Source organism: Peribacillus sp. NPDC101480, assembly GCF_050277335.1.
Taxonomy (GTDB): Bacteria; Bacillota; Bacilli; order Bacillales; family DSM-1321; genus Peribacillus.
Genome location: NZ_JBNNSB010000001.1, coordinates 897283 through 920588, shown reverse-complemented (window position 1 = coordinate 920588; position 23306 = coordinate 897283). Strand labels below are relative to the sequence as shown.

The 23306-nt window shown below is 42.6% G+C and carries 28 protein-coding genes; 4 read left to right on the top strand and 24 right to left on the bottom strand.

What is annotated here, in order from left to right; all coding sequences use genetic code 11:
• Positions 1-71: 71 nt before the first annotated feature.
• From ACQKMF_RS04575 to ACQKMF_RS04540, 8 genes are read right to left on the bottom strand one after another with little or no spacing between them, the layout of a single operon-like run.
• On the bottom strand, positions 72-815 hold the full coding sequence (locus tag ACQKMF_RS04575) for a class I SAM-dependent DNA methyltransferase (protein ID WP_427571978.1): 744 nt from the start codon (positions 813-815) through the stop codon (positions 72-74).
• Entirely contained in the window at positions 812-1168 is a 357-nt protein-coding gene (rsfS, locus tag ACQKMF_RS04570) for a ribosome silencing factor (protein ID WP_101222622.1), read from the bottom strand. The genes ACQKMF_RS04575 and rsfS overlap by 4 nt, the downstream gene beginning before the upstream one ends.
• Positions 1168-1740: a bis(5'-nucleosyl)-tetraphosphatase (symmetrical) YqeK gene (gene yqeK, locus ACQKMF_RS04565; RefSeq protein ID WP_101222623.1), complete on the bottom strand. Its 573-nt coding sequence runs from the start codon at positions 1738-1740 to the stop codon at positions 1168-1170. Before yqeK ends, rsfS begins: the two co-directional genes overlap by 1 nt.
• Entirely contained in the window at positions 1730-2299 is a 570-nt protein-coding gene (locus tag ACQKMF_RS04560) for a nicotinate-nucleotide adenylyltransferase (protein ID WP_427571975.1), read from the bottom strand. Before ACQKMF_RS04560 ends, yqeK begins: the two co-directional genes overlap by 11 nt.
• 11 nt (positions 2300-2310) lie before the next feature.
• The gene (gene yhbY / locus ACQKMF_RS04555) at positions 2311-2601 is read right to left on the bottom strand and encodes a ribosome assembly RNA-binding protein YhbY (protein ID WP_230177040.1); all 291 of its coding nucleotides are present in this window, start codon (positions 2599-2601) and stop codon (positions 2311-2313) included.
• Positions 2595-3437, bottom strand: coding sequence for a shikimate dehydrogenase (gene aroE, locus ACQKMF_RS04550; protein ID WP_101222625.1), 843 nt, complete (start codon positions 3435-3437; stop codon positions 2595-2597). Before aroE ends, yhbY begins: the two co-directional genes overlap by 7 nt.
• Positions 3438-3457: 20 nt before the next feature.
• Positions 3458-4567 (bottom strand): ribosome biogenesis GTPase YqeH, encoded by a 1110-nt coding sequence (yqeH, locus tag ACQKMF_RS04545; RefSeq protein WP_397315176.1) that lies wholly within the window; start codon positions 4565-4567, stop codon positions 3458-3460.
• On the bottom strand, positions 4564-5085 hold the full coding sequence (locus ACQKMF_RS04540) for a YqeG family HAD IIIA-type phosphatase (protein WP_260358122.1): 522 nt from the start codon (positions 5083-5085) through the stop codon (positions 4564-4566). Before ACQKMF_RS04540 ends, yqeH begins: the two co-directional genes overlap by 4 nt.
• Positions 5086-5550: 465 nt before the next feature.
• Between ACQKMF_RS04540 and ACQKMF_RS04535 the strand changes: the two genes are divergently transcribed.
• Positions 5551-5691, top strand: a complete 141-nt coding sequence (locus ACQKMF_RS04535) for a sporulation histidine kinase inhibitor Sda (RefSeq protein ID WP_034311351.1) — start codon at positions 5551-5553, stop codon at positions 5689-5691.
• 52 nt (positions 5692-5743) lie between these two features.
• On the opposite strand, the gene ACQKMF_RS04530 is transcribed toward ACQKMF_RS04535, so the two are convergent.
• The gene (locus ACQKMF_RS04530) at positions 5744-6529 is read right to left on the bottom strand and encodes a phosphatidylserine decarboxylase (RefSeq protein WP_101222628.1); all 786 of its coding nucleotides are present in this window, start codon (positions 6527-6529) and stop codon (positions 5744-5746) included.
• A gap of 136 nt (positions 6530-6665) precedes the next feature.
• Between ACQKMF_RS04530 and pssA the strand changes: the two genes are divergently transcribed.
• Positions 6666-7205, top strand: coding sequence for a CDP-diacylglycerol--serine O-phosphatidyltransferase (pssA, locus tag ACQKMF_RS04525; protein ID WP_101222629.1), 540 nt, complete (start codon positions 6666-6668; stop codon positions 7203-7205).
• Between the two features lie 67 nt (positions 7206-7272).
• Here the strand turns inward: pssA and ACQKMF_RS04520 are convergent, their stop codons facing one another.
• Positions 7273-9063 (bottom strand): M3 family oligoendopeptidase, encoded by a 1791-nt coding sequence (locus tag ACQKMF_RS04520; RefSeq protein WP_427571968.1) that lies wholly within the window; start codon positions 9061-9063, stop codon positions 7273-7275.
• A 162-nt stretch (positions 9064-9225) separates the two neighbouring features.
• Between ACQKMF_RS04520 and ACQKMF_RS04515 the strand changes: the two genes are divergently transcribed.
• Positions 9226-9528: a hypothetical protein gene (locus ACQKMF_RS04515; protein ID WP_101222631.1), complete on the top strand. Its 303-nt coding sequence runs from the start codon at positions 9226-9228 to the stop codon at positions 9526-9528.
• A gap of 194 nt (positions 9529-9722) precedes the next feature.
• Here ACQKMF_RS04515 and sigK read toward each other — a convergent pair whose 3' ends face one another.
• The 7 genes from sigK to ACQKMF_RS04480 all read right to left on the bottom strand — a co-directional run bounded on the left by sigK (position 9723) and on the right by ACQKMF_RS04480 (position 15697).
• Positions 9723-10445 carry an RNA polymerase sporulation sigma factor SigK gene (gene sigK / locus ACQKMF_RS04510; RefSeq protein ID WP_034308596.1) on the bottom strand — a complete coding sequence of 241 codons (723 nt, stop codon included), beginning with the start codon at positions 10443-10445 and terminating at the stop codon, positions 9723-9725.
• Positions 10446-11026: 581 nt separating this feature from the next.
• Positions 11027-11167: a YrzI family small protein gene (locus tag ACQKMF_RS04505; RefSeq protein WP_072273247.1), complete on the bottom strand. Its 141-nt coding sequence runs from the start codon at positions 11165-11167 to the stop codon at positions 11027-11029.
• Between the two features lie 643 nt (positions 11168-11810).
• A complete protein-coding gene (locus tag ACQKMF_RS04500; protein WP_230177044.1) occupies positions 11811-12077 on the bottom strand; it encodes a YrhC family protein in 267 nt (88 codons plus the stop codon).
• 113 nt (positions 12078-12190) lie between these two features.
• Entirely contained in the window at positions 12191-13327 is a 1137-nt protein-coding gene (locus ACQKMF_RS04495; protein WP_402938521.1) for a bifunctional cystathionine gamma-lyase/homocysteine desulfhydrase, read from the bottom strand.
• A gap of 1 nt (position 13328) precedes the next feature.
• Positions 13329-14252 carry a PLP-dependent cysteine synthase family protein gene (locus tag ACQKMF_RS04490; protein ID WP_427571965.1) on the bottom strand — a complete coding sequence of 308 codons (924 nt, stop codon included), beginning with the start codon at positions 14250-14252 and terminating at the stop codon, positions 13329-13331.
• Positions 14253-14346: 94 nt separating this feature from the next.
• Positions 14347-15042 (bottom strand): 5'-methylthioadenosine/S-adenosylhomocysteine nucleosidase, encoded by a 696-nt coding sequence (gene mtnN, locus ACQKMF_RS04485; protein WP_427571963.1) that lies wholly within the window; start codon positions 15040-15042, stop codon positions 14347-14349.
• A 16-nt stretch (positions 15043-15058) separates the two neighbouring features.
• Positions 15059-15697 (bottom strand): class I SAM-dependent DNA methyltransferase, encoded by a 639-nt coding sequence (locus ACQKMF_RS04480; RefSeq protein WP_427571961.1) that lies wholly within the window; start codon positions 15695-15697, stop codon positions 15059-15061.
• 159 nt (positions 15698-15856) lie between these two features.
• Between ACQKMF_RS04480 and ACQKMF_RS04475 the strand changes: the two genes are divergently transcribed.
• Complete coding sequence (locus tag ACQKMF_RS04475; protein WP_048682770.1) at positions 15857-16069, top strand: DUF2536 family protein; 213 nt, start codon at positions 15857-15859, stop codon at positions 16067-16069.
• Positions 16070-16132: 63 nt separating this feature from the next.
• Here the strand turns inward: ACQKMF_RS04475 and ACQKMF_RS04470 are convergent, their stop codons facing one another.
• The 7 genes from ACQKMF_RS04470 to ACQKMF_RS04440 all read right to left on the bottom strand — a co-directional run bounded on the left by ACQKMF_RS04470 (position 16133) and on the right by ACQKMF_RS04440 (position 23105).
• The gene (locus ACQKMF_RS04470; protein WP_427571959.1) at positions 16133-16840 is read right to left on the bottom strand and encodes a YrrS family protein; all 708 of its coding nucleotides are present in this window, start codon (positions 16838-16840) and stop codon (positions 16133-16135) included.
• 87 nt (positions 16841-16927) lie between these two features.
• Positions 16928-18679 (bottom strand): peptidoglycan D,D-transpeptidase FtsI family protein, encoded by a 1752-nt coding sequence (locus ACQKMF_RS04465; protein WP_427571957.1) that lies wholly within the window; start codon positions 18677-18679, stop codon positions 16928-16930.
• 119 nt (positions 18680-18798) lie between these two features.
• On the bottom strand, positions 18799-19275 hold the full coding sequence (greA, locus tag ACQKMF_RS04460) for a transcription elongation factor GreA (RefSeq protein WP_101222638.1): 477 nt from the start codon (positions 19273-19275) through the stop codon (positions 18799-18801).
• Between the two features lie 304 nt (positions 19276-19579).
• Entirely contained in the window at positions 19580-20218 is a 639-nt protein-coding gene (gene udk, locus ACQKMF_RS04455) for a uridine kinase (protein ID WP_034308619.1), read from the bottom strand.
• A gap of 1 nt (position 20219) precedes the next feature.
• Complete coding sequence (locus ACQKMF_RS04450; protein ID WP_427571954.1) at positions 20220-21491, bottom strand: peptidase U32 family protein; 1272 nt, start codon at positions 21489-21491, stop codon at positions 20220-20222.
• A gap of 32 nt (positions 21492-21523) precedes the next feature.
• Positions 21524-22453 (bottom strand): peptidase U32 family protein, encoded by a 930-nt coding sequence (locus ACQKMF_RS04445; RefSeq protein ID WP_101222640.1) that lies wholly within the window; start codon positions 22451-22453, stop codon positions 21524-21526.
• On the bottom strand, positions 22440-23105 hold the full coding sequence (locus tag ACQKMF_RS04440) for an O-methyltransferase (protein WP_101222641.1): 666 nt from the start codon (positions 23103-23105) through the stop codon (positions 22440-22442). The genes ACQKMF_RS04445 and ACQKMF_RS04440 overlap by 14 nt, the downstream gene beginning before the upstream one ends.
• Positions 23106-23306 lie beyond the last annotated feature (201 nt).

Genomic DNA, 23306 nt, shown 5'->3' with positions numbered 1-23306 from the left:
AATAAAAAAAGAAGAGGTCAGACCTCCGCTCGTACAGGATGATGTACGAACGGGGATTCTTGACCTCTTTATTATTTACTGGCTACAAACAAGATTCTTTCGGTTTCCGTTACAAGCGGTGCTTCTTCAAGATCCGCCAGAATTTCAGAAACCGTAAAACCTGCTTGCTCCAACCACTTTTTATATTGTTCAACCGGATAGGTCCGTTGATAATGCAACTCATCAAAACGGTCATACAGTCCGCTTTCATCGTCCCTTACGAAAAAACTTAAATCATGCTCAACACTGTATGGTTCTTCACCCGGGAAGCAGTCCCATATATAGGATACTTCTTCACCGTTGACAGCAAAGGTATTATCGCGAAAGATTTCTTCCATTTTATAAATGGAATGGATATCAAACAAGAATAATCCGCCATCCTTCAAATGCTCATGAACCCGGCTGAACGTCTTGACTATATCCTCCTCATCGCGAAGGTAGTTCAGCGAATCACAAAAAATCGTGACACAATCAAATTGGCCAAGTCCCTCGAGTTCTGCCATATTCTGCTGGAAAAGCGGAATAGATAATCCAAGCTTAACCGCCTTTTCATTGGCAACAAGAAGCATTTCATCAGATAAATCCACGCCGGTGACTTTGAATCCGTGTTGCGCCAATTCAACGGTCATTTCCCCGGTTCCACACGCTAAATCCAGGACTTTCCTTCCACCAATTCCATACTGTTCCAGCTTCGCCGTAAGGATCATCAGCCATTTTTCATAAGGTGCGTCCTTCATCAATTCATCGTATACATAGGCAAAGCGTTCATAAGTCATGTAGTCAGTTCACTCTCTAGATCTTCAAAAGGTGCATCTCCCCATAAACGTTCAAGATTATAGTAGTTTCTTTCATCTTTATGGAAAATATGGGCCACTACATCGCCAAGATCCACAAGCACCCATTTCGCCTCGTCAAAACCTTCAAGACGTTTTACATTGATTCCTGATTCATCAGCTTTGCTCTTCATTTCACGAGCTATTGCTTGTACTTGTTTTTCAGAATTACCGTGGCAGATCAAAAAGTAATCCGCTACAAGGGAAATACCTTGCATGTTCAATGCCACGATATCCTCCGCTCTTTTATCATCCGCCGCTTTTGCTGCAATTACAAGAAGTTCACGTTCAGTCATTACATCTTCTCCTTCAAATTCATGATCAAGTCATTATATGTCTTAAATGTGTCAGGGTAAATTGCCTGATTTCTTTTCATTAAAAAAACAACTGTATTCCTTAACGCCTGGATGACAGCATGATCCAAATTTTGCTTTGCTGTCTGCCTGACTTCGTCGACACCGGGAAAAGAACGTCCCGGCTCAATATAGTCGGCAAGGTATACGACTTTATCCAAAAGGCTCATGCCAACCCTGCCAGACGTGTGATAGGCAATCGCATCCAAGATTTCAGCGTCCTGAATGCCAGCTTCCTTTTTCACCAGATAAGCCCCGACAGGAGCGTGCCATAGCTCCATATTGTATTCAAGTAACGCCGGGTCCATTTTTTCAGCGATTATAATTTGCTCCATTTCCTCTTTTGGACGGAATTTTGCATAATCATGGAAAATGGCTGCCAGTTCCGCTTTTTTGACGTCGGCACCATACCGTTCAGCAAGTTCAACCGCTGACTCGACCACACCCAAGGTATGAATGTACCTGCGCTCAGTGATTTGTTCTTTGACCAGTGCCAATGCTTCCTCACGATTCATATAAACCATTCCCTTTAATATACTTCACCACTGGATCTGCTATTAAATATTTCACGGTTTTCCCCGTTCTTAACTTCCTTCTTATCATGGAAGACGAAATGAACATCTGGGGGACTTTCACCATCGTGATTGGGTATACGGTCTTTTCATCATATCCAGGGCGCTTCACCCCGACGAAATTGACCATATGCACCAGCTCGTCGATACGGTGCCAATTCGGTAAGTACTCAATCATATCTGCGCCAATTATGAAATAGAACTCATTGGTTGGCTCAAGCTCTTTCAGCAATTTTATCGTGTCATACGTATAAGATGTGCCTTTTCTTTCTATTTCAATACCCTCAATATAAAAAGATGAGTTTCCGGCTATCGCGTTTTCCAACATAGCCAGCCTGTCCATATCGGTTACTTCCTCCGATTTTTCCTTATGTGGAGGAACGTGATTTGGCATGAACCTGATTTCATCTAGCTCAAGGGCATCAAGCACTTCATTCGCTATAATCAAATGCCCGATATGCGGAGGATTGAATGTACCGCCAAGAATTCCAATTTTTTTCATAGATAGGTTCCTTAAGGTAATTTAAGTTGTTTGTTTTCTTTTGATTCTTTATACAGCACAATTGTGTTGCCGATAATCTGAACCAATTCCGCCCGTGCACCCTTTGATAAAGAACGACCCACATCATCACGGTCCTCTTCACAGTTTTGCAGGATGCTGACCTTGATTAATTCACGTACTTCAAGCGCCTCACCAATTTGCTTGATGAGATTATCATTGACGCCGCCTTTACCAACTTGAAAAATTGGATTGAGGTGGTGGGCCTTTGATCGTAAAAATCTTTTCTGTTTACCTGTTAACATGTGTTACCTCCTAGTTTGTTCAAGACAATATCTGTCATTCTTGCTGTATCCGGCATAATGCCTGTCCATATCTCAAAAGCGAGCGCGGCCTGGTTGATGAACATCCCTAGCCCATTTTGTGTTTCCGCTCCTTTTTCCCCCGCTTCACGCAGCAGCTTGGTTTGCAGAGGGTTATAAATGATATCACTGACAATGGCACCGGTTTTAAGCTGGTCGACCTTTAACGGTGAATGATCCAATTCAGGACTCATTCCAGAAGAAGTCGTTTGGATGATTAAATCATATTGTGATAAGCTTTCTTCCGCTTCGATAATCGAGAGTGCCTTCGATACTTTATCATATGGGCAATCAGAAACAAGCTGGGCCGCCCTTTCCTTTGTCCGGTTTGCAATATCAACTTGCTTTACCCCTTCTTTCACGAGGGTAAAATAAATCGCACGCGCAGCACCGCCCGCTCCGATCACTAACGTTTTTTTAGCCTTGATGTCACCTGATATTTCATCGCATAAAGATTTGAAAAATCCATTTCCGTCTGTATTATACCCTATAAACCGACCATTTTTGTTAACAACCGTATTTACAGCCCCGATTGCAAGGGCCAGTTCATCCACTTCATCAAGGAAAGGGATGATTGAAGTCTTATGAGGAATCGTGATGTTAAACCCTTCTATACCAAGGGCCTTCATGCCTTTTACGGCATCGTTCAAACGCTCAGGTGTCACATGAAAATGATGATAAACCGCTTCTATATTTTCTTTTTCAAATGCATCATTATGAATGTCCGGTGACATCGAATGTGCAATTGGATCTCCCATTACCCCATATATCTTTTTCATAGACTAGACGACCCCTATATTTAGATTAATGATTTGCGAACGATCACATTGACGCCCTTTGGAACATGTGCAACGATTTTCGCTCCTGGCTCATTGACCGTCACCCAGCCAAGACCAGAAAACACAATATCCATTTTACCATCTTTCAAGGAGAATTCATGTGGAATCAGCTTCGGAAACTCCTCGATTTGTTCAGGCCGTGGGGGCGTCAATAATTCCCCGGCATGGTTTTTATACAATTCATCGGCATTTTCCAATTTCGTACGGTGAATATTCAATTCATTCGAAAGGTAGCAAGTCAGTGAACGCCTTCCGCCTGAGACATAGTCCAGTCGGGCCAACCCTCCGAAAAATAGCGTCTGTCCTTCATTCAGTTGGTAAACTCTCGGCTTGATTTCCTTTTTCGGCATGATCACCTTGAAGTCCCGTTTGTCCACATAGTGAGCCATTTGATGATGATTAATGATTCCTGGTGTATCGATCAATGCCTGTTCATCATCCAAAGGAATTTCGATCATATCCAAGGTAGTCCCAGGGAAGTGGGAAGTCGTGATGATATCGTCTTCACCGCTCAATTCTTTTATAAGGCGGTTGATGAAAGTGGATTTACCTACATTCGTACAGCCCACAACATAGACATCTTTACCTTTGCGGTACCGCTCAATCGCATCAGCAGCTTCCAGTATGTGCTTTCCCTTTTCCGCACTGACAAGCAGGACATCAACCGGGTTAAGACCCAATTCCTTGGACGATTGCTTCATCCAATTGATCAACTTGTTCGTTTTTACGGATTTAGGCAATAAATCGACCTTATTTCCGATCAAAAGAACATCATTTCTTCCTACAAATCGATGAAGGCCAGGCAGCCAGCTTCCATTGAAATCAAAAATATCGACGATTTTGACGATTAAAGAGTCGGTTTCGCCTACTTTATTCAAGATTTTCAAGAAGTCATCGTCTGTTAAGGATACATCCTGAACTTCGTTATAATGTTTCAATTTAAAGCAGCGCTGACAGACGATCGTTTCTTTTTCCAGAGCTGATTTAGGGGCATAGCCCAACTCTTTCGGATCTTCAGTCTGGACCTTCACACCGCAGCCGATGCACACTAATTCTTGATGATTGTTCAATTGTGATCCTCCCATTCTAGCATTCCTTTTCGTTTAAAAAACGCCATGATCTTTCTTTCAAAATAACGATTGATCCTTGTTCTGAATTCGTCGGTTTGTGCTACAGGGAGCACTAAGATCGTATGAAACCCGCCTCTGTTCCCTCCCAATACATCCGTCAATAGCTGATCGCCGATTACCACCGTTTCTTCCAATTTCAATCCCATTGACTTACGGGCTTTATTGAAAGCTCTTACCATCGGTTTTCTGGCCTGGAAGATAAACGGAATGTGAAGCGGATCGGAAAAAGCTCGAACTCGATTTTCATTATTATTGGACACGATCGTCACTAAAATCCCATGATCCCGCAAATTGTCGAACCATTTGATTAAATCGGGGGTGGCAGTTGGCCTGTCCCATTCAACGAGCGTATTATCCAAATCGGTAATGACTCCCTTGATCCCTCTTTTTTTCAATTCTTGAGGATCTATATTAAAAATGCTTTTAACATGTTCACTCGGCAAAAATAATTTAAGCATATTGACACCTCTATATTTTCATTAAAATTTACCGTTTCCATCATATCGAATTTTTAGCTCACTTTCAAAAAAAATTAGGAAAGAAGGGCTGACGGTAAAGAAACATCATAATGGATGTTTTCAGATATGGAAAGGCATTTTTTATTAAATAATGGGAAATTTGCTGGCAGACCATAACCAAAGAACTAATTATTCATAAAAGATTTCGACAAAAATTTCATTTGTTCAACCTGTGGATAACTTTACTAACATTTTCCATACTGATGTGCACCATTTCGTTCACCTTGTAAACAACTTAACCACAGGTTATCCACTTTCAACTGTGGATAACAGAACGATTGTTCTCCACGTTTATTTCTGATACAGTAGGGGTACATCAAGGAAGACTTATCAATATATGCAAGTAAATACCAAATTATTCCTCGCAATCCCAACTGGAGGTGAGCAGCCGTATATGGCGTTCTGATGCAAAAACTATCTGATGACCTGTTGCTTGAATCCTATTTTAAAGCACAGAATTTAAAGTTGAGTACCGATTTCATCCGCCTCATAGAAACGGAAATTCATCGAAGATCCCTAACGCATAAAATCCGATCAATATTTTAATATGGAATACATAGGCTGACATCAATTGTCAGCCTCTTATTTTCAATTGAAGTTAGACGGCCCTCATGAAACCGATCGTTTCACCTACACGGACATCTGCGGGAATGGATATGTTTCCTTCAAGTTCAAAATTTCCTTTTTCAAAGAGAAGCACCACTGTTGAACCAAAGCTGAAATAAGAAAATTCCTGCCCTTTTTCCAATTCCTGAGATTCATCAGTAATGACGATCGAATTTATGAACATGGCCCCGACTTTCACCATCGCCAAACTTCCCGCTTCATTTTGCAATTCAGTTACTGTCCGATAATTTTTTGATAAAGGCTCTTTTCCATATTTCATCCCCCATTTATTAACGGGGTACGATTTCCTTCCAAGGGTCCAGCGTTTGACTACAGAACCCTTGATTGGCGAATGGATCCTATGGTAATGACTCGGGCTTAAGTATAACACGAGATATTTGCCGCCTAAGTACTTTTCCAACCGAAGTTCATCCCCGAGCATTTCCTCCATTGAATATATCTTTCCCTTAACGACGATCTTTTTATCAGCCCGTATCTCCCCTGAATCCTCAAGAACACCGTCAACAGGACAAGCCACCGCGGAAGGAACTGCCGTAATTGGCCTGGCGTCCGCCTTTAACTGCCTTGTAAATAGTTCGTGCAGATTGGTATAAGCTTTTAACTCCTTACCAAATTCTTGTTGATTAAGGTTAAATGTTTTTACATAAAGTAAAATTAAGGGCCTGCTCCAACGAGATTGGCTAAAATGCTTTAATAACCCTGATGAATACTGACCATTCGTCAGTTCAATAAGAATGCGATATAAAGACTGAAACAAATAAAACCACTCCAAATTGTAAAATTATTCTAAAATTCCCTTGCATAAATTGTGTTAAGTAAAATATTATTATATAATAAATACTTATGTTTAATATATTTTGTTTTAATTTGTTTCATTTGAAAGGAGTGAAAAGATGTTTTTATTACACGCCCTCGATCAAACCATTAAAAAAGTGAAAGCACAAACAGCAAATATACTTACTTTAATGAATTTATCCCTTGGTGGATTTGCAATAATTGCCGTGATGCACGGCCAATTGAATTTAAGCCTGCTTTTAATCTTCCTGGCTGCCCTTGCAGATCGCTTTGACGGTATGGTTGCACGGAAGTTCAACATTGAATCGGAATTGGGTAAGCAGCTTGATTCCATGTGTGACATCATATCTTTTGGCGTCGCACCAGCTCTATTATTATACCAAGGAATATTGATAGAATTCGGAGCACCCGGCACACTCTTCACCGTTTTCTATATTGGCTGTGGCGCATTTCGTCTCGCCCGCTTCAATATAAGTGAAAGCAATGGATATTTTACAGGAGTGCCAATTACGGTTGCGGGCTGCATCGCCACTTTAAGTTATCTCGCCGTCCCGTATTTCCATCCGGTCTTTTTCTTATCCCTCATGATTATATTATCATTACTTATGGTCAGTCCATTTAAACTGAAGAAAGTTTAAATAAGAAAGCGGATGTCCTAAACCGGACATCCGCCTTTTTTCGTTCATATTCAGCCTAAAACCCATCTTATGCTTTTCGGACTAATGGGTCGGTCAAACGGATGAATTCTTCAACATCCTCCATACAGGCATTGACCGCTTCTTCCCAAAAATCCCGGGTCTCCAAATCGACGCCTAAATGTTTCTCCGCCAGATCCTCGACCTTCATGGAACCTGTATCCTTTAATAGAGCGATATATTTTTCTTCGAATCCTGCAGGTTCTTTCAGGGCATTCGCGTATATGCCTAATGAGAATAAGTAACCGAATGTGTACGGAAAATTATAAAATGGTACACCTGTAATATAGAAATGGAGCTTTGAAGCCCAGAACGTTGGATTATAATCACTTAAAGCATCGCCATAAGCTTCTTTTTGTGCATCTACCATCAGTTCATTCAATCGTTCGGCACTGACATACCCTTGTTTCCTCTCGTCATAAAACCTTGTCTCGAATAAGTAGCGGGCATGGATATTCATGAGTAATGCCACGGAACGCTGAATTTTATCTTCTAAAAGCACAAGCTTTTCTTCCTCACTGGCCGCTTCCTTCACAGCCGCATCCGCTACGACCATTTCAGCAAAGGTAGAGGCTGTTTCAGCCACATTCATGGCATATGACCGATTCAATGGATGGATATCCCTCATTGCATAAGAATGGAATGCATGTCCCAATTCATGAGCCAATGTCGATACATTGGATGGGGTGCCCGAATACGTCATGAAAATCCTTGACTGCTTATTTAATGGAAAGCCGGTGCAAAAACCTCCTGGTCTCTTACCTGGTCTGTCCTCTGCTTCAATCCAGCTGTCTTCAAAAGCTTTCTGGATGAAGCTTGCTAATTGAGAACCGAACTTCGAGAATTGCTGTATGATGAAGTCTGCACCTTCTTGATAATCCATTACTTTGGACTGTGCCTTAACAGCAAGCGGTGCATCCAAATCCGCCCAACTTAATTTATCCAGATCCAATAACTCCGCTTTCCTTTTTAAAAACCTCACAAGCGGCTCCTTATGATCGGCAATGACATTCCACATGCTTTCGAGCGTTTCTTTTTTCATCCTCCCTATTTCAAGAGGCTCTTTCAAAATATCATCCCAGCCCCTTTTTTCATTCACACTGAGACGGAATCCAGCCAAGTGGTTCAGCGTCCGGGCAAAAAGGTCACTCTTTTCCTCCCAAGCCTGTTCCCACGCGGTAAATAATTCTTTCCTGGCCCCTTCATCAGGATCAGAAAATTTATTCGCCGCTTGGCCTACAGAAAGCTTTTCACCCTTATATGGGATGGTCATTGAACCGACGATCGTATCATACATTTGGCTCCAACCTTCGAAACCGTCCATGGCCAATTGGGTGATTAATGATTCTTCCTTTACGGAAAGCTTTTCCTTGGCCTTTTCCCGGCGTTCATTCAATACGAATTTCAATTCATTCAATGGTTCTTTTTCAAGGATTTTTTTAAAAACCGCATCATCAAGCTGTATCAACTTTTCATCCAGCCTGCTTAACACCATTTTTAGTGAAGCGACTATCTTCATTTGTTTGATCCGCAGCTGACCAGCCTTTTTATCCTGCGCATTTTGAGCTTCCAGGCATCCAATGAAGGCACTGGCCTGCGTGGATTTCATATTTGTATTTTTATAAAGATCAAATGCCTCGATTAAACTGATTTCATCATTGCCTTTTGGATTGATATTGCTTACAAGTCGGTCTAATTCTTTTACCTCTTCGTTAATTTCATCTAAAAAAATCAGGAACTCCTTAGAAGAGCTTCCTCCTTTAAAAAAAATATCCAAATCCCACGTCAAAGAATATCCCATCCTGCATTGCCCCCTTTTTATCACTAATCCCATTATAGGGGTTAATTCAAAATTTTTCTAATTAAAAGGAATTTTCAGATATTTGTCAGAACATTTTTCTATATCCCAGATTAAAAGCATGTTATGATGAATATATTCTTAGGAAAGGGGTGGTTGATTCATATGAAATTCTTTATTCACATGTCTGCCATCATCCTGCTCCTTTGGACGCTGCCCATACAGTTCCATCATCATGCACAGCAGCTGACCATTGAAGAACATACCGATGTTCACCATTGGGATAAGGCCGACAAGAAACAGCCTTTCGTGCCTTCCTTCAATTCCTGGCAGTCACTTATCATTGTTCTAATTTTCGAATTTTCCATTTTGAGTTTTCTTTATTTTCACTCAAATTTACGCCTGCGGTATCTCAGCCCGGTTTTTTTTCAGGCGAATTACGTAGCCCTACGCTCTGACATTTTATAAAAAAATAAAATGGAGGAGTGATTCATATGTGGTTCCGACTAATTATGATAGGGGTCTTTTCTTTAACCGCTTCACGTCTGTTCCTTTTTCAAGGAATCGAGGTTTATCATGCATTTACGGATTTGATCCGAAATAAATATTAAAAAGAAGAGTGCGGGGAAATTTTCCCCGCACTCTCTTTGACTTTATCATTCCTAGCCTTTAGCTTTCTTTTCCTTCTCTTTTTCTGCTCTGTAAAATTCGTGGAACATCTTCATCAAGGCACGTTTTTCGATCCTTGATACATAACTGCGGGAAATGCCAAGCTCCTTAGCGATTTCCCTCTGGGTTTTTTCCTTTTTCAAATCCAGTCCGAACCTGCCTACAATGACTTCCTTTTCGCGTTCATCCAAAATATCAATATACTTTTTCACTTTTTCAATTTCCATATTGAGCTGAATCGTATCGATGACATCTTCCGATTCCGATTTCAGTACATCGATTAAACTGATTTCATTTCCTTCTTTATCCTGACCGATCGGATCATGCAGGGAAATATCTTTCTTCGTTTTCTTTGTCGCTCGTAAATGCATCAGGATTTCATTCTCAATGCATCGCGCCGCATATGTGGCCAGCTTCGTACCCTTCCCATCCGAATAACTCTCAATGGCCTTTATCAAACCAATTGTCCCAATCGAAATCAAATCCTCTGTATCTTCGCCCGTGTTCTCGAATTTCTTGACGATATGGGCAACAAGCCTGAGATTATGCTCGATCAGGATGTTACGGGCATCACCATCACCCTCACTCATAAGCTTCAGATATTTCTTTTCATCCTGAGATGACAGAGGCTGGGGAAAAGCGTTGTTTTTCACATAGGAAACGAATAAGTAAAATTCTTTGATAATATAACCGACAACTGTAAGTATTCCGGGCATTGGTTTCATCCCCCGTTTCTTTGGTTTCCCTATTCATACCTATGCAGCAGTGGGCTTGTTCGTGTCTGTCCCACTAAAAGAAATCAGGAAAGTGTTAAATGTTCAAACCAGCCTGGAGGAATTCCCAAGCGAACGAAGGCAATTGTTCATATAATGATAGGGAATTTTTTAGGGAAAGGGGGTTTTACGATGGGATATAACTATGGACCATACGGATGCTGTTATGGTTATCCGGCCCCTGCGCCTTGCTATGCAGGGTCCGGTTACGGCTTTGGTTATGGCCTGTTTATTGTCCTCTTGATTTTGTTGCTCATTTTCGGGTTTTGGTGGTTGCCGGGATGTGGATTTGGTTATGGAGGATCAGGTCCGTGCTGCTGATTCAGGCAAAGAAAAAAACTCGGCCCGAGTGCCGAGTTTCCCTGTACATATATAAACCATGGCGATGCACCGGCAAATCCGTTAGCCGGTATCCTTCTCCTGCCAATAGCAACGCTTCTCTCCTTTTACGTATAACAAGTTCAACATATTAACCTCCACCTTTCTTAATTTTTTATGAACGGAATACCAACCTCGTATATTTTTTAGAAAAAAGGACGATGCTTCATCGCTTTATCTAGATGTTCTTCCCGAATCTTGTGGATTCTCTCCTGCTGCAAACATTCCTCGGCAGTCATTTTTTTCATTTTAATCGTGATTGTGAAAAAAAGCATATTCAGTGTCATAATATCACCTCCTTTAAAGGGGCGGCCTACAAAAAGGCATAAAAAGGCCGCAGAAAGTTACGTCCTCCTGCGGGTTCTTTTTGAAAATATCAAAAGGCCGCAGGATAAAACACTTCTCCCTGCAGCCGCTATGTCTGAATGATTAATAAAGCCAAATTGCTTTAGAAATATTCCGCTTGGCACAGGTCGAATGTTATTTGATTGTCATTTGAAACGGACCGGCTTATTGCGATTGCGACGACTCCATGTAGATACAATGTCATTTTCTTCGACCTCCTTTGGAATTTTTTTTATTACTTGGTAAGTATATCCACAAATTCGATATTTGTAAACGGCTTTTGCCTATTTATTTGAAAATTTCGATCTTTTCACCCATTTTCAGGGGCTATTATTACCTAAATGGCACGAAGTATGATAAATCCGCCCTATTGGCAACAACACTAGAAAAAAAACCTGATCCTTTAAAGGATCAGGTTTTTTTATGAGGGTTTGTAACGTCGATTTCCGCGGGCGGTCCGGGAGCCTCCTCGGAGCGCTTTTCCCGCAGGAGTCTCGCACAACCGCTCCAATCAACTTTGTTTTGAAATTTAGATAAAACCCTTTTGTCTAAACTAAGGTTTGCTTTTATTGTTTTAGTTTGCTTTTATTGTTTTAAAGAGTCCTGGTCATCCATTTCGGCCAAGATCTTTTTATATTTTTTGGATAATGAGAAAAATACTATGGATATGCCCAGGAACGTTATTGTCGCTCCCATATAGACATATGTGTCAATGATCGCTTTGTCGCCAGAGGGAAGGATGGTTCCTAAATAGAAGAACGAACCCACACATAACAAAGTGATCGCAAATTGTTTAAAATCGACCATTTTCGAACGCAGCATTGCCGCCGTTTGTATTTTGCGGTTTCTCATGCCATTCCACCTTCTTTCAAGCTAATAAGATATCGATATCTCATTCTACCATATTTATTCCAAATTCCAGGGTGTAAATAATGGCAGTAAGCTTGGAAGTGTTCCCTCTCAGATTATCCTTGTAGCGCCTGTTCCAAGTCTTCCAACAGGTCTTCAACATCTTCCAGGCCAACTGAAATGCGAATCAACCCATCGGTTATTCCAAGCTCAGCACGGCGCTCAGCCGGAATGGAGGCATGTGTCATCAGGGCTGGAATGGAAATTAAGCTCTCCACTGCTCCCAGACTTTCCGCAAGTGTAAAGAATCTCACTTTATTCAAAACGGATGCGGCTTTTTCGGCACTGCCGACATCAAATGAAACCATACCGCCGAATCCACGCGATTGTTTTTTGGCAATATCATGATTCGGGTGGCTTTCAAGACCAGGGTAATAGATTTTCGAAACGTCTTTATGCCCGGATAGGAAACGGACGATTTCGGATGTGTTTTTTTCATGCTCTTCCATCCGGATACCCAGCGTTTTAATGCCTCGCATCAGCAGCCATGAATCCTGGGGCCCTAGCACGCCTCCTGTAGAGTTTTGGATGAAATGAAGGTCATTGCCAAGTTTTTCATCATTCACCACCACAAGACCCGCTACAACATCGCTGTGTCCCCCCAGGTACTTCGTGGCGCTATGAAGCACGACATCGGCTCCAAGTGCAAGTGGATTTTGCCAGTACGGCGTACTGAAGGTATTATCCACAATGGTCAGGATGCCGTTTTCTTTAGCTATTTTAGATACTTCCCCCAAATCGGTTATTTTCAATAATGGATTCGTCGGGGTTTCAATGAACAGCGCCTTCGTATTGTCCTTTATCTCTTTTTCGATCGAGTGTATGTCACTCGTATTGATGAACGTAGCCTCCACCCCGAAGCGGTTAAGCACTTTAGTGATGACCCGGAAAGACCCTCCATAAACGTCATCGGTCATCAATACATGATCACCTTGATTGAACAGCATCATAACCGCGGTCATCGCTGCCATTCCTGATCCGAAGGCAAAGCCTCTTTTTCCTTCTTCGAGATCCTTGATCAACTCTTCTAGGGCATGGCGGGTTGGGTTTCCTGTGCGGGAATATTCATAGCCCCGGTGATTTCCAGGTCCATCCTGTTTATAGGTGCTCACTTGATAAATCGGCACCGAAACCGCTCCTGTTTTTTCATCACCAGCAATGCCGCCATGGATCAATTGTGTTTTTTTTCTCATTTTACATACCTCCCTGATAAATTTTTTTGCTTAAGTATCGTTCACTGGAATCCGGAAATATGACGACGATATTTGACCCACGTGGAGCCTTGGCTGCTTCTTTCATGGCCGCTGCAAATGCCGCGCCCGAAGAACTGCCGACAAGGAGGCCTTCTTTAAGCGCCAATTCCTTTACCATATGGAAAGCGTCATGATCGCTTATCGTATGGATTTGGTCAAAATACGTTGCATCCATATAGGTTGGCAAAAATTCCATCCCGATGCCCTCTGTTTTATGGGGTCCTGCTTTGCCGCCGTTTAAAATCGATCCTTCTGGTTCGACGATGACCGTTTTGACAGCAGCGTTCTTTTCTTTTATATATCGCGATGTTCCCATGAATGTCCCGCCCGTCCCGGCGCCGGCAACCAACACATCTACATCGGCTTCCATCTGTTCCCATATTTCAGGTCCCAGCGTTTTATAATATGCATCAGGATTGGATGGGTTGGCGAACTGCTGTGGACAATAAGATCCCGGAATTTCAGCCAGCAGCGCCTTAGCCTTGGCAATCGCACCTGTCATTCCTTCCTCTGTCGGGGTCTGGATCACATTCGCTCCAAGAGCACGCATCAATTCCTGTTTCTCTGCACTGAATTTCTCCGGAACGCAAAAAATCACGTCCACGCCACTGTTTATCGCAGCCAACGCCAATCCGATTCCAGTATTTCCGGCAGTCGGTTCGATGATCGTCCCGCCCTTTTTCACCTTCCCTGTCTGTAACGCTTGAGCTAACAATTCCTGACCAAGCCGATCCTTCACACTGCCTCCCGGATTAAAGTATTCCAGTTTGGCAAAGATACGGACTTCATCCGGAAGCGGGAAATGGGTGATTTCCATCATCGGTGTTTCCCCTATCAACTCATGAATGTTTTTAAAGACTTTCATATTCGGACATCCTTTCATAGTTATCCTACCAATTTAATAAGGATTATGCAATAAAGAATGATCAGCGGAAAGGCTTCCGCTGATCACTTACCATTCATTTCATTTTTTCGACCATTTTCAAAATCAGTGCCGCTGAATGAAGAGCCGCAGTTTCCAGGAATTTATCAAAGGAAATATTGGACTCCTTACCTGCGATATCCGAAAGGGAACGAATGATGACAAACGGTGTTTTGAATTGGAAGGCTACCTGTGCAATGGCTGCCGCTTCCATTTCCACCGCGTATAGATCAGAGAATTTCCCTCTGACGAATTCAACCCTGACAGGATCATTCATGAAAGAATCCCCCGTAACGATCAACCCTTTCGCCACTTGAATATCCTCGATTTCTTTTGCTGCTTCTTCTGCGATTGCGAGAAGCTTTTTATCCGGGATGAAAGCTGCCGGAAGCTGAGGGACTTGACCGTACTCATATCCAAAAATCGTCACATCTACATCATGGTGGCGAACTTCCGTGGATATGACCACATCCCCTACATTAAGTGCTGGATGATATCCGCCGGCAGAGCCAGTATTGATGACTGCATCCGGTTTGAATTTTTCTAACAGGATCGTTGTTGACATTGCCGCATTCACTTTACCGATTCCCGATTTAAGCAAAATGACCTCGACACCATTCAGTGTTCCTGTATTGAACTCGGAACCGGCAATGGTCACCCGCTCCAAACCTTCCAATTTATCACGTAAAATCGTAACTTCTTCTTCCATTGCTCCGATTATGGCCACCTTCATTAGTAAAAACCTCTTCCTATAATTTTTCCGCCTCCATAATCCAGACAAATTGATTGCAGCGCTCGAAGTTCACCTTGTATCCATTTGCTTCAAGTGCTTTTTCCAAAAAAGGAATCGTAGTATAATATTCCGTTTGCAAATCGTTCGCCAAATTATGAAAGCCTGCCTGCCTTGCATCTTGAATCGCCCGTTCATGAGCTTCCCTTGATTGATACATCGTATCCGCAAACACTATTTTACCACCAGTATTCAGTAACTTTCCATAGTTGGCTATCGCTTTTTCTTTTTCTTCATCGGTTAAATGATGAAACGCATACGTGCTCACGATCGAATCGACCTGTTCCGGCTTCGGAAAATCGATAAAATCCCCATCTGCAATTTCTGTTTTTCCACGCAGCTTGCTTACCGCTATTTCCCTCATCGCAGGTGAGGGTTCAATTCCCGATACCTTTAGGCCTTTCCTCACAAGCCTTTCCGTCAAATTCCCGGTACCTACGCCGAACTCCAGTACATGACCATGAGCCCGATCCGTGACGCTATCCAATATCCTATCATAATGTTTAAAAACCTCTTGATACTCAATATCGTGTCCACTAACCGTATCATCATACGATTTCGACCATTCTTCAAATAAATCGATAAATTCTCTGCCCATTTTTAATCACCTTTTTATGATAAGATAATAAAACCTATAAGCATAATATGAAATAAACACAGAAACAGTTCTTGTTTTTTAGGCAAATCCATCATTCGGTTCAGATTCGGAGAAAATGGTGTTAAACTAACAGTATCTAAATGTTGGAGGGGAACAGTCATGAGTTTTCAACTTGACTTAAACTTATTCGAAGATAAAATAGAATTTTTCGAAGCAGAAAGCATCAAGAATCTTGAAGAAAAAATCCAATCACAAATTGAAATCAATAAAGCGATCATGCTTCAGGTGGAATCCGTATCACACCAAATGTATGTAAGTGAGGAAGGCAGACGTTTTTATAGTGCTGTCGTACACTTTAAAGCAAAAAAATGATCACGATGAAAAACCCCCGAAAGCGGAATTCTTTTCGGGGGTTTTATGTTTATGATTTGAACCTTACCTTTTATCGTTTGTCTTCAGTTCTTCGACTTTTACAGGTTTCCAACCTGATCCGTCCACCCATTCAATATAAACACGGAAGGTTTTAGGATTATCTCCTTCAGAAACGGTTCCGATTGCGGTGTTTGACGAACCGCCGTTTTGCAGCCACCATAGCTTCATGCTGCCTTCATCGATTCCGGCTCCGCTTGCTATGGCTTTACTCATTTCATTCCAATCGACCGAGCCCTTATCGAAGCGTGTAGTGTGCTCCCCGGATTGCTCAGTTCCTACTGGTTTCCAGCCTTCACTCTTATAAGTTGCCGCAACATTGCCATCACCGCTGCCTTCCACTTCCACAAGGTCTGCATCCCCTGCTTTTTCTGGATCTGCACCATCTTCTGCCTTCTCTTCTGAATCTTCCTCTGTTGCTTTACTATCTTCTTCTGCATCTTCCTCTGTTGTTGCTTCACTATCTCCTACTGCGTCTTCCTTCTCTGAATCCGTTTCTTCCTTTTTGCCAGCAGGCTTGTCCGCTACCTTCCCTGAATCTGTATCGGCGATTTGCTTTGGTTCAGTCGTGGCTTTTTTTGTTTCGGTGCCATCGTCACTTAAGAAAATCGTGACTGCGACAATGACGATTAAAATGGAAACGATGGTGATAGCAATATTATATATTTTATTTACTTTTCTTTTTTGATCTCTCTGATTAAAACGTGAGCCCAAGGTCCATTCCTCCCTTACCTTTTCTTACTGCCTCATTTTAACATGATTTAGCTAGAGATAGAAGGGAAGGGTTTCCTACACTTTTCGTCAATTCTCGCTATTGTCCTGGTCCTTGGAGTACAGGACTTTTACAATATCTGAAAAAAGAGGCGTCATGCTGGAACTGTTTTCCTTTGTTTCAAAACTTACGGTAACAAGAGCATATTTGGGATCTTTATATGGAAAGTAGCCCGCAAACCATTTATTGAGCTCCCCTTTTTCGATATTGGTCTGAGCTGTTCCAGACTTGCCGGCGACCTCAACAGGCAAATCTCTCAAGGCAGCGCCCGTCCCCTTCTCTTCCGTCACGACCTTCCTAAGAAGATGCTGCATCTTCATCGCCGTATATGGAGACAGTGTCTCGCCGCCAATACTTTGATTGGGAAAATCCACGACGGTCGTACTGTTGTTAAATTCGACCTTTGAAACGGCTTTGACCTGTTCTTTCTTGCCGCCGCGTGCAATCGTAGCCATCATATTCGCTATCGCAAGCGGTGTCGTTTGGACATCCTGCTGGCCAATTGCCGTTTTGGCAATCATTTTCGGATCTTTTTTTAAATCATCATCATGCCAGACCTTACCGGCTTGTTCATGATGTAACTGAGTGACTTCGGTGTGATACACGTCCCCTTGCCAGCCCGTTTCACCAACCAGCCCTAACATTTTGGAATATTTATCCAAAAAGTCCGGATCCTTCTCGGATATTTCCTGTGACAATTCGGCAAACGTCCTGTTGCAGCTTTGGGCAAAGCTATTTTCAAAATTAAGCATGCCCAGTTCCCTCTGTTTATCCGTTTTCCCGTCTATCGTCAAATTACAATTAAATGTCCGGGTGTGACTAGCGGCTTCATAATCGATGGCAGCTGCTGCCGTGACCGTTTTAAAGACGGAGCCCGGTGTTTTTTGAGTCAGCATCATATTGACGGCGCCTTCGCCATTCGGATCTTTTTTATTAAGCGCCGGACGTGATACCATTGCGACGATTTCACTTTTTTCAATATCGATCAGTACAAGACCGCCTTTTTTTATCCCGCGGTCATCGACGAGCTTCTCCGCTTTTTCCTGAATTTCTTTATCGATCGTCGTCACGACCTTCACCGGGTAAAGCGGATTTGCAGGTTCCACATATTTAACATCGACACCGAACATTGGTCCTCCGCTGGCGTCCACGTGAAAAACGAGCTTAGATTCCCCAGCGGAAAGCAAGAACTCATCGAAGGTCCTTTGCAGCCCCGTATTGCCTATTTTAGTTTCAGGAGATAAATTCATGTCCGGATAACGTTTTTTCTTTTCCGCATCTGATATATTCGTCGTGCCGATCAATTGCGCTGCAGGAGTTTGATCATGATATAATTTCTCGTTCACGGCAAAGACCCCGGGAATCTTCAGTTCATTGATTGCCTTCGATTGGCTGGATGACAACTCTATCGGTTCATCCCCGCCAAATACGAATGGTTCTTCCGCTTGTTCTATCGCACGTTTTAACTCCGCTTCCGATTTGCCTATTATCGAGGCCACTTCATCTATAGGCCATGTCATTTTTTTTAAAAATGGAAATAGGACGAGCGTCGGGATTTCTTCATGTGCAAGCGGTTCTCCATTTCTGTCATAAAACTTTCCGCGTCCATCATCAATCTTTAATATCTGTGAACGCTGATTCACGCTTGCCTCTAACAGGTTCACATTATGCTTTGAAAAAGATTCTGTCGATACAAGTTGGATATAGGCAAGCCTGCCTATGAGCATCAGCATGAAAGCGGTCAAAAAAAGAGCCAGCAACCTCATTCGTTTCTTTTTCATAAAATACACCTCGTAACCATTGTTGACGAGGTGCGAATTTTTAAACAATTTTGAACAAATTTACGGGGCATTTTTCCATAAAAAAGAGGATGCCCAATGGACATCCCTTTTGCATTTAATTAGTCGATGGAAACAATCTTGACGCTCATTTCGCCGCCAGGTGTCATGATAGATACCTTGTCGCCGACCCTTTTCCCTATCAGGCTTTTCGCGATCGGGGAATCATTGGAGATTTTCCCTTCGAATGGATCCGCTTCAACGCTTCCTACGATGGAATATGTTTCTTCGTCACCATTTGGAAGTTCAACGAATGTTACCGACTTTCCAAGTGAAACTGTATCAGTATTCGAATCATTGCCTTCAATGATTTTTGCATTACGGATCATGTTTTCGATAGTTGTAATACGTCCTTCAACGAAAGCCTGCTCTTCTTTTGCGGAATCGTACTCTGAGTTCTCGGAAAGGTCTCCAAAACTGCGGGCGATTTTGATTCTTTCCACCACTTCTTTACGTTTAACCGTTTTTAACTGTTCAAGTTCCTGTTCAAGCTTTAACTTACCTTCAATAGTCATTGGATATTCTTTTTCAATTGCCAAAACCCTTCACTCCTTCAAATTCTTTACAGCAAGCATTCGCTGTGACAAGTTTATGTACTATATAGTGCTTAACCCTGAAATCGAGTCAGAATATATAATTGCGCGACTTAAAAAGTACGCGCTTCGATACTAAGAAACATCCGTTCCTTAGTATATAAACCGACTGCGGTGTGCAGCCGGTTCGTTCTGTATCAAGAATAGAGTATTGCGTTTTCCAACATTTGTCCAGTCTTTCCCAATAAATAGTTGGGATTATTTAAATAAACGGAGGAAAATGGCACCTATCATTATTTATGCTATGTTATTACAAAAAAGACTTTTGTTCAAGGATTGTTTGAATTTTTGTCACCATGAGGTCAATTGCCACATGGTTTTGACCGCCTTCAGGAATGATGATGTCGGCATAACGCTTCGTCGGTTCTATGAATTGATTATGCATCGGCCGAACGACACTGATGTATTGTTCGATGACGGAATCTATGGAACGGCCGCGTTCTTTAATATCACGGGTCATCCTACGAAGGATCCGCAAGTCTGCATCCGTATCAACATATAGCTTCATATCCATCAGGTCCCGGAGGCGCTCGTCCTCCAGCACAAGAATCCCTTCAAGGATGATGACATCCTGGGGCTCAACTGTGATGACTTCTTCCGAACGCGTATGGATCGAATAATCATAAACCGGTTTCTCTATCGTTTCATAGCGCAGCAATGCGTTAATGTGATCGATTAGCAAATCATTATCAAAGGCAAGCGGATGATCATAGTTCGTTTTCAAGCGCTCTTCAAAAGGCAGATGACTTTGATCTTTATAGTAATAATCTTGTTCGATCATCAGGATGGAATGTCCTTGAAAGAATTCAAAAATGGAACGGGTAACACTTGTTTTACCTGATCCAGACCCTCCGGTAACTCCGATGACCACTGGTTTCTTTCTTGTCATGTCAATTCTCCTTCCGCATCATATTGTTCACATAAACTCTATTATCTACTTGAATGCGGACAATTTGAAGCGGATGGCGGGCTGCCTCCAGCTCCTTACCTGACTCATCCCAGATCGTACCGATTTTTTGAGTGAAGTTTTCGATTTCCGGTCCAAAAAACTCCACTTCATCTCCAGGCTTGAAGAAGTTACGTTGCTGCATGGTAACGATTTTAGTTTCCTCGTCGTAATCAAGCACCAACCCTGCGAAGTCGAAGCGAGTCTTTACGGTATGATTCCCGAACATTTGCTGTTTATACCCAGGAATTTCACCTTCCATGAACGATGATGCCGTCTCACGATTCGCACACTTATCAAGCTCTTCCAGCCATTCTTGTTCAATCTTGAAATTGTCCGGATCGGCACAATACGCATCAATCACTTTACGATAGACGCTGACAACTGTTGCTATATAATGAATGGACTTCATTCTTCCTTCGACTTTTAAGCTGTCTATGCCAATTTCAATCATGCCTGGCAGTGATTCAATCAGCTTCAAGTCTTTTGGACTCATTGCGAATGGGGCATCTTCTTTATCGAATAAAGCCTTTTCCCCATCTTGATCCAACTCATATAAATCATAATCCCAACGGCAAGACTGACAGCAGCCGCCGCGGTTCGAATCACGCGCCGTCATATGGTTCGAAAGGGTGCATCGTCCAGAATAGGCAATGCACATGGCTCCATGAACGAAAGCCTCGATTTCGATATCGACCTTCTCCTTCATTTCACGGATTTCATCAGCACTCGTCTCACGTGCCAAAACAACCCGCTCCAAGCCTTCCTCTTTCCAATACTGAACAGCCTTCCAGTTCGATAGCGATTGCTGTGTGCTTAAATGGATCTCGAGGTTCGGAGCGACCCGTTTACAGGTTTCGATGATTAATGGATCGGCTACGATGATACCATGAACCCCAGCCTCCTGAAGTCCTTCCAGGTATTCATCCAGGCCATCGATATTTTCATTATGGGCGAAGATATTTGTCGTTACATATACTTTAGCGCCATACTTTTTAGCGAATTCGACGCCTTCCTTCATTTCCTCAAACGTGAAGTTGCCGGCATTGGAACGAAGACCATATTCCTGACCGCCAATGAACACGGCATCCGCGCCGTAATGGACGGCAATTTTTAATTTTTCAAGGTTGCCGGCCGGAGCCAGCAATTCCGGTTTTTTTACAATGACTCTCTTTCCATCAACGATCTTGGAAATTTTATCAGCAATAGCATTCAAGGCTATTCCTCCTCTTTCTCTTACCCTTTTCTTTAATAAACCGATTCTTTAAAGAAGAACCCGGTATCCAACTCGCGGTTATCCGGCTGAACCGCTTTGACCTTTTCAAAGAGCTCAGATTTCATATCATCATAGCGGTCAGGGTCTTCAGCACATACGTCAATCGCTTCCCGATATAGCTTTGTCATTTCAATGATATACTCCGGTGTTTGCAATACCCCTTCGATTTTCAATGAATCGATTTCCGCTTCAATCAATTCCTGAAGTTCATCAATCATGCACATATCATTCGGACTCATGATATGTGTGCCATTTTCATCTTCATAAATCGGATATTTGTTTTCACGTTCCTTATCATGCAAGAACATACTTCTATTTTCCTTCCGATTTTCCACTTCCATTGCCTTGCCTTGGTATTCAAAGTAATTACCTAGAAGCGTACGCTTCGATTGGAACATGCATGTCATGCCGTGCACTTGCACTTCAATCTCCACTTCGGCATTTTCCTTCATTTCCACTATCTCGTCCAGACTTATCTCACGGGCAGCCACGGCACGGACAGCACCGCGTTTCCCCCAGTAATTACATGTGTACCAGTTCGTTACCGTCATCTCTGTATTCCAGTGCAGGGGCATATCAGGTGCCACTGCACGAACAGCCATCAAGACTGCGGGATCACCGAATATGATCCTGTCGGCACCAGCTTCTTTAAGGAAAGTGACATACCCTTCAAGCTCGTCCACTTTTTCATTATGAAATATGGCGTTCATGGATACATACACTTTCTTGCCCGCGGCATGTGCAAGCTCAATCGCCTTCTCGACATCTTCACGTTTGAACTCTCCTGCCAGCCTTAGTGCATAGCGTTGTTCGCCAATGACGAAGGCGTCAGCGCCTGCATCGATGAGTTCTGTTATATGATCGACACTTGTCGGAGTCACGAGTAATTCAGGCTTTTTCATTTTTGTCACCTCTATGTTTACTTATGGCCACACCATCACCAATCGGCAAAATTACGGTATCGAAATTGGGATGGTCTTGTAACCAGATGTTAAAGTCTCTGATTTTTTTGATGAGAGCTCGCTTTCTTCTCGTCATTTCCATTTCTTCAATGTTTTCGGCAACCAGGCCTTTGAATAAAACATTATCAGTAATGATTATGCCAGCACCAGCCAGGAATGGTTCAAACAGCTCAAAGAATCGCTTGTACTGCCCTTTAGCTGCATCAACGAAGATGATATCAAACGGACCATGTTCCATGACTTTCGGTCCAGCTTCAAGGGCATCCCCTTCAATGAGGGTGATCCTTTCCGACAGTCCCGCCTTCTTGAAGTTAGCTCTTGCCTGCTCAATACGGGCTTCATTCCGTTCAAGTGTGACGATTCGAGCTTCCGGAAGGGTCTCAGCCATCCTTATTGCCGAATAGCCAATCGCCGAACCAACCTCCAATATCGCCTTAGGCTGATGAAGCCTTAAAATCTGAAGCAGCACCTCAATGCCTTCGGGCTCCATGATCGGCACATTATTTTCCATCGCAAAATCTTCCAACTCCTTAAGCAAACCCGTACGCTCCGGAATTAAGGAATGAAGATATTGTTCTATTTTTCCGTTCAAAACGTTTCCTCCAATTATAAGGAAAACAAAAGCGCTTGGTCAGTATCATGAAGAAATTGATAGGTCAATTTCCTCACAAGGAGCAGCTGAAACAAGTATGCTTGACGATCTACATTTCCTTATCTTTCAAAATAAAACCCGGCATTCGCCGAGTTACGTCACCGATAGGAATCGGATCTAAAATTCACTTGTACTATTCTA

Excerpts from the sequence above, each read along its gene's own strand:
- mtnN (WP_427571963.1), bottom strand. The coding sequence starts at position 15,042 with ATGAAGGTGGCCATAATCGGAGCAATGGAAGAAGAAGTTACGATTTTA.
- pssA (WP_101222629.1), top strand. The coding sequence starts at position 6,666 with ATGTTTTTATTACACGCCCTCGATCAAACCATTAAAAAAGTGAAAGCA.
- ACQKMF_RS04505 (WP_072273247.1), bottom strand. The coding sequence starts at position 11,167 with ATGACACTGAATATGCTTTTTTTCACAATCACGATTAAAATGAAAAAA.
- ACQKMF_RS04500 (WP_230177044.1), bottom strand. The coding sequence starts at position 12,077 with ATGAGAAACCGCAAAATACAAACGGCGGCAATGCTGCGTTCGAAAATG.
- ACQKMF_RS04535 (WP_034311351.1), top strand. The coding sequence starts at position 5,551 with ATGCAAAAACTATCTGATGACCTGTTGCTTGAATCCTATTTTAAAGCA.
- ACQKMF_RS04475 (WP_048682770.1), top strand. The coding sequence starts at position 15,857 with ATGAGTTTTCAACTTGACTTAAACTTATTCGAAGATAAAATAGAATTT.
- ACQKMF_RS04515 (WP_101222631.1), top strand. The coding sequence starts at position 9,226 with ATGAAATTCTTTATTCACATGTCTGCCATCATCCTGCTCCTTTGGACG.
- ACQKMF_RS04520 (WP_427571968.1), bottom strand. The coding sequence starts at position 9,063 with ATGGGATATTCTTTGACGTGGGATTTGGATATTTTTTTTAAAGGAGGA.
- ACQKMF_RS04575 (WP_427571978.1), bottom strand. The coding sequence starts at position 815 with ATGACTTATGAACGCTTTGCCTATGTATACGATGAATTGATGAAGGAC.
- ACQKMF_RS04465 (WP_427571957.1), bottom strand. The coding sequence starts at position 18,679 with ATGAAAAAGAAACGAATGAGGTTGCTGGCTCTTTTTTTGACCGCTTTC.
- aroE (WP_101222625.1), bottom strand. The coding sequence starts at position 3,437 with ATGAAAAAGATATATGGGGTAATGGGAGATCCAATTGCACATTCGATG.
- yhbY (WP_230177040.1), bottom strand. The coding sequence starts at position 2,601 with ATGTTAACAGGTAAACAGAAAAGATTTTTACGATCAAAGGCCCACCAC.
- ACQKMF_RS04540 (WP_260358122.1), bottom strand. The coding sequence starts at position 5,085 with ATGCTTAAATTATTTTTGCCGAGTGAACATGTTAAAAGCATTTTTAAT.
- ACQKMF_RS04495 (WP_402938521.1), bottom strand. The coding sequence starts at position 13,327 with ATGAGAAAAAAAACACAATTGATCCATGGCGGCATTGCTGGTGATGAA.
- sigK (WP_034308596.1), bottom strand. The coding sequence starts at position 10,445 with ATGCCCGGAATACTTACAGTTGTCGGTTATATTATCAAAGAATTTTAC.
- yqeK (WP_101222623.1), bottom strand. The coding sequence starts at position 1,740 with ATGAATCGTGAGGAAGCATTGGCACTGGTCAAAGAACAAATCACTGAG.
- rsfS (WP_101222622.1), bottom strand. The coding sequence starts at position 1,168 with ATGACTGAACGTGAACTTCTTGTAATTGCAGCAAAAGCGGCGGATGAT.
- ACQKMF_RS04445 (WP_101222640.1), bottom strand. The coding sequence starts at position 22,453 with ATGAAAAAGCCTGAATTACTCGTGACTCCGACAAGTGTCGATCATATA.
- ACQKMF_RS04480 (WP_427571961.1), bottom strand. The coding sequence starts at position 15,697 with ATGGGCAGAGAATTTATCGATTTATTTGAAGAATGGTCGAAATCGTAT.
- ACQKMF_RS04560 (WP_427571975.1), bottom strand. The coding sequence starts at position 2,299 with ATGAAAAAAATTGGAATTCTTGGCGGTACATTCAATCCTCCGCATATC.
- udk (WP_034308619.1), bottom strand. The coding sequence starts at position 20,218 with ATGACAAGAAAGAAACCAGTGGTCATCGGAGTTACCGGAGGGTCTGGA.
- ACQKMF_RS04490 (WP_427571965.1), bottom strand. The coding sequence starts at position 14,252 with ATGAAAGTCTTTAAAAACATTCATGAGTTGATAGGGGAAACACCGATG.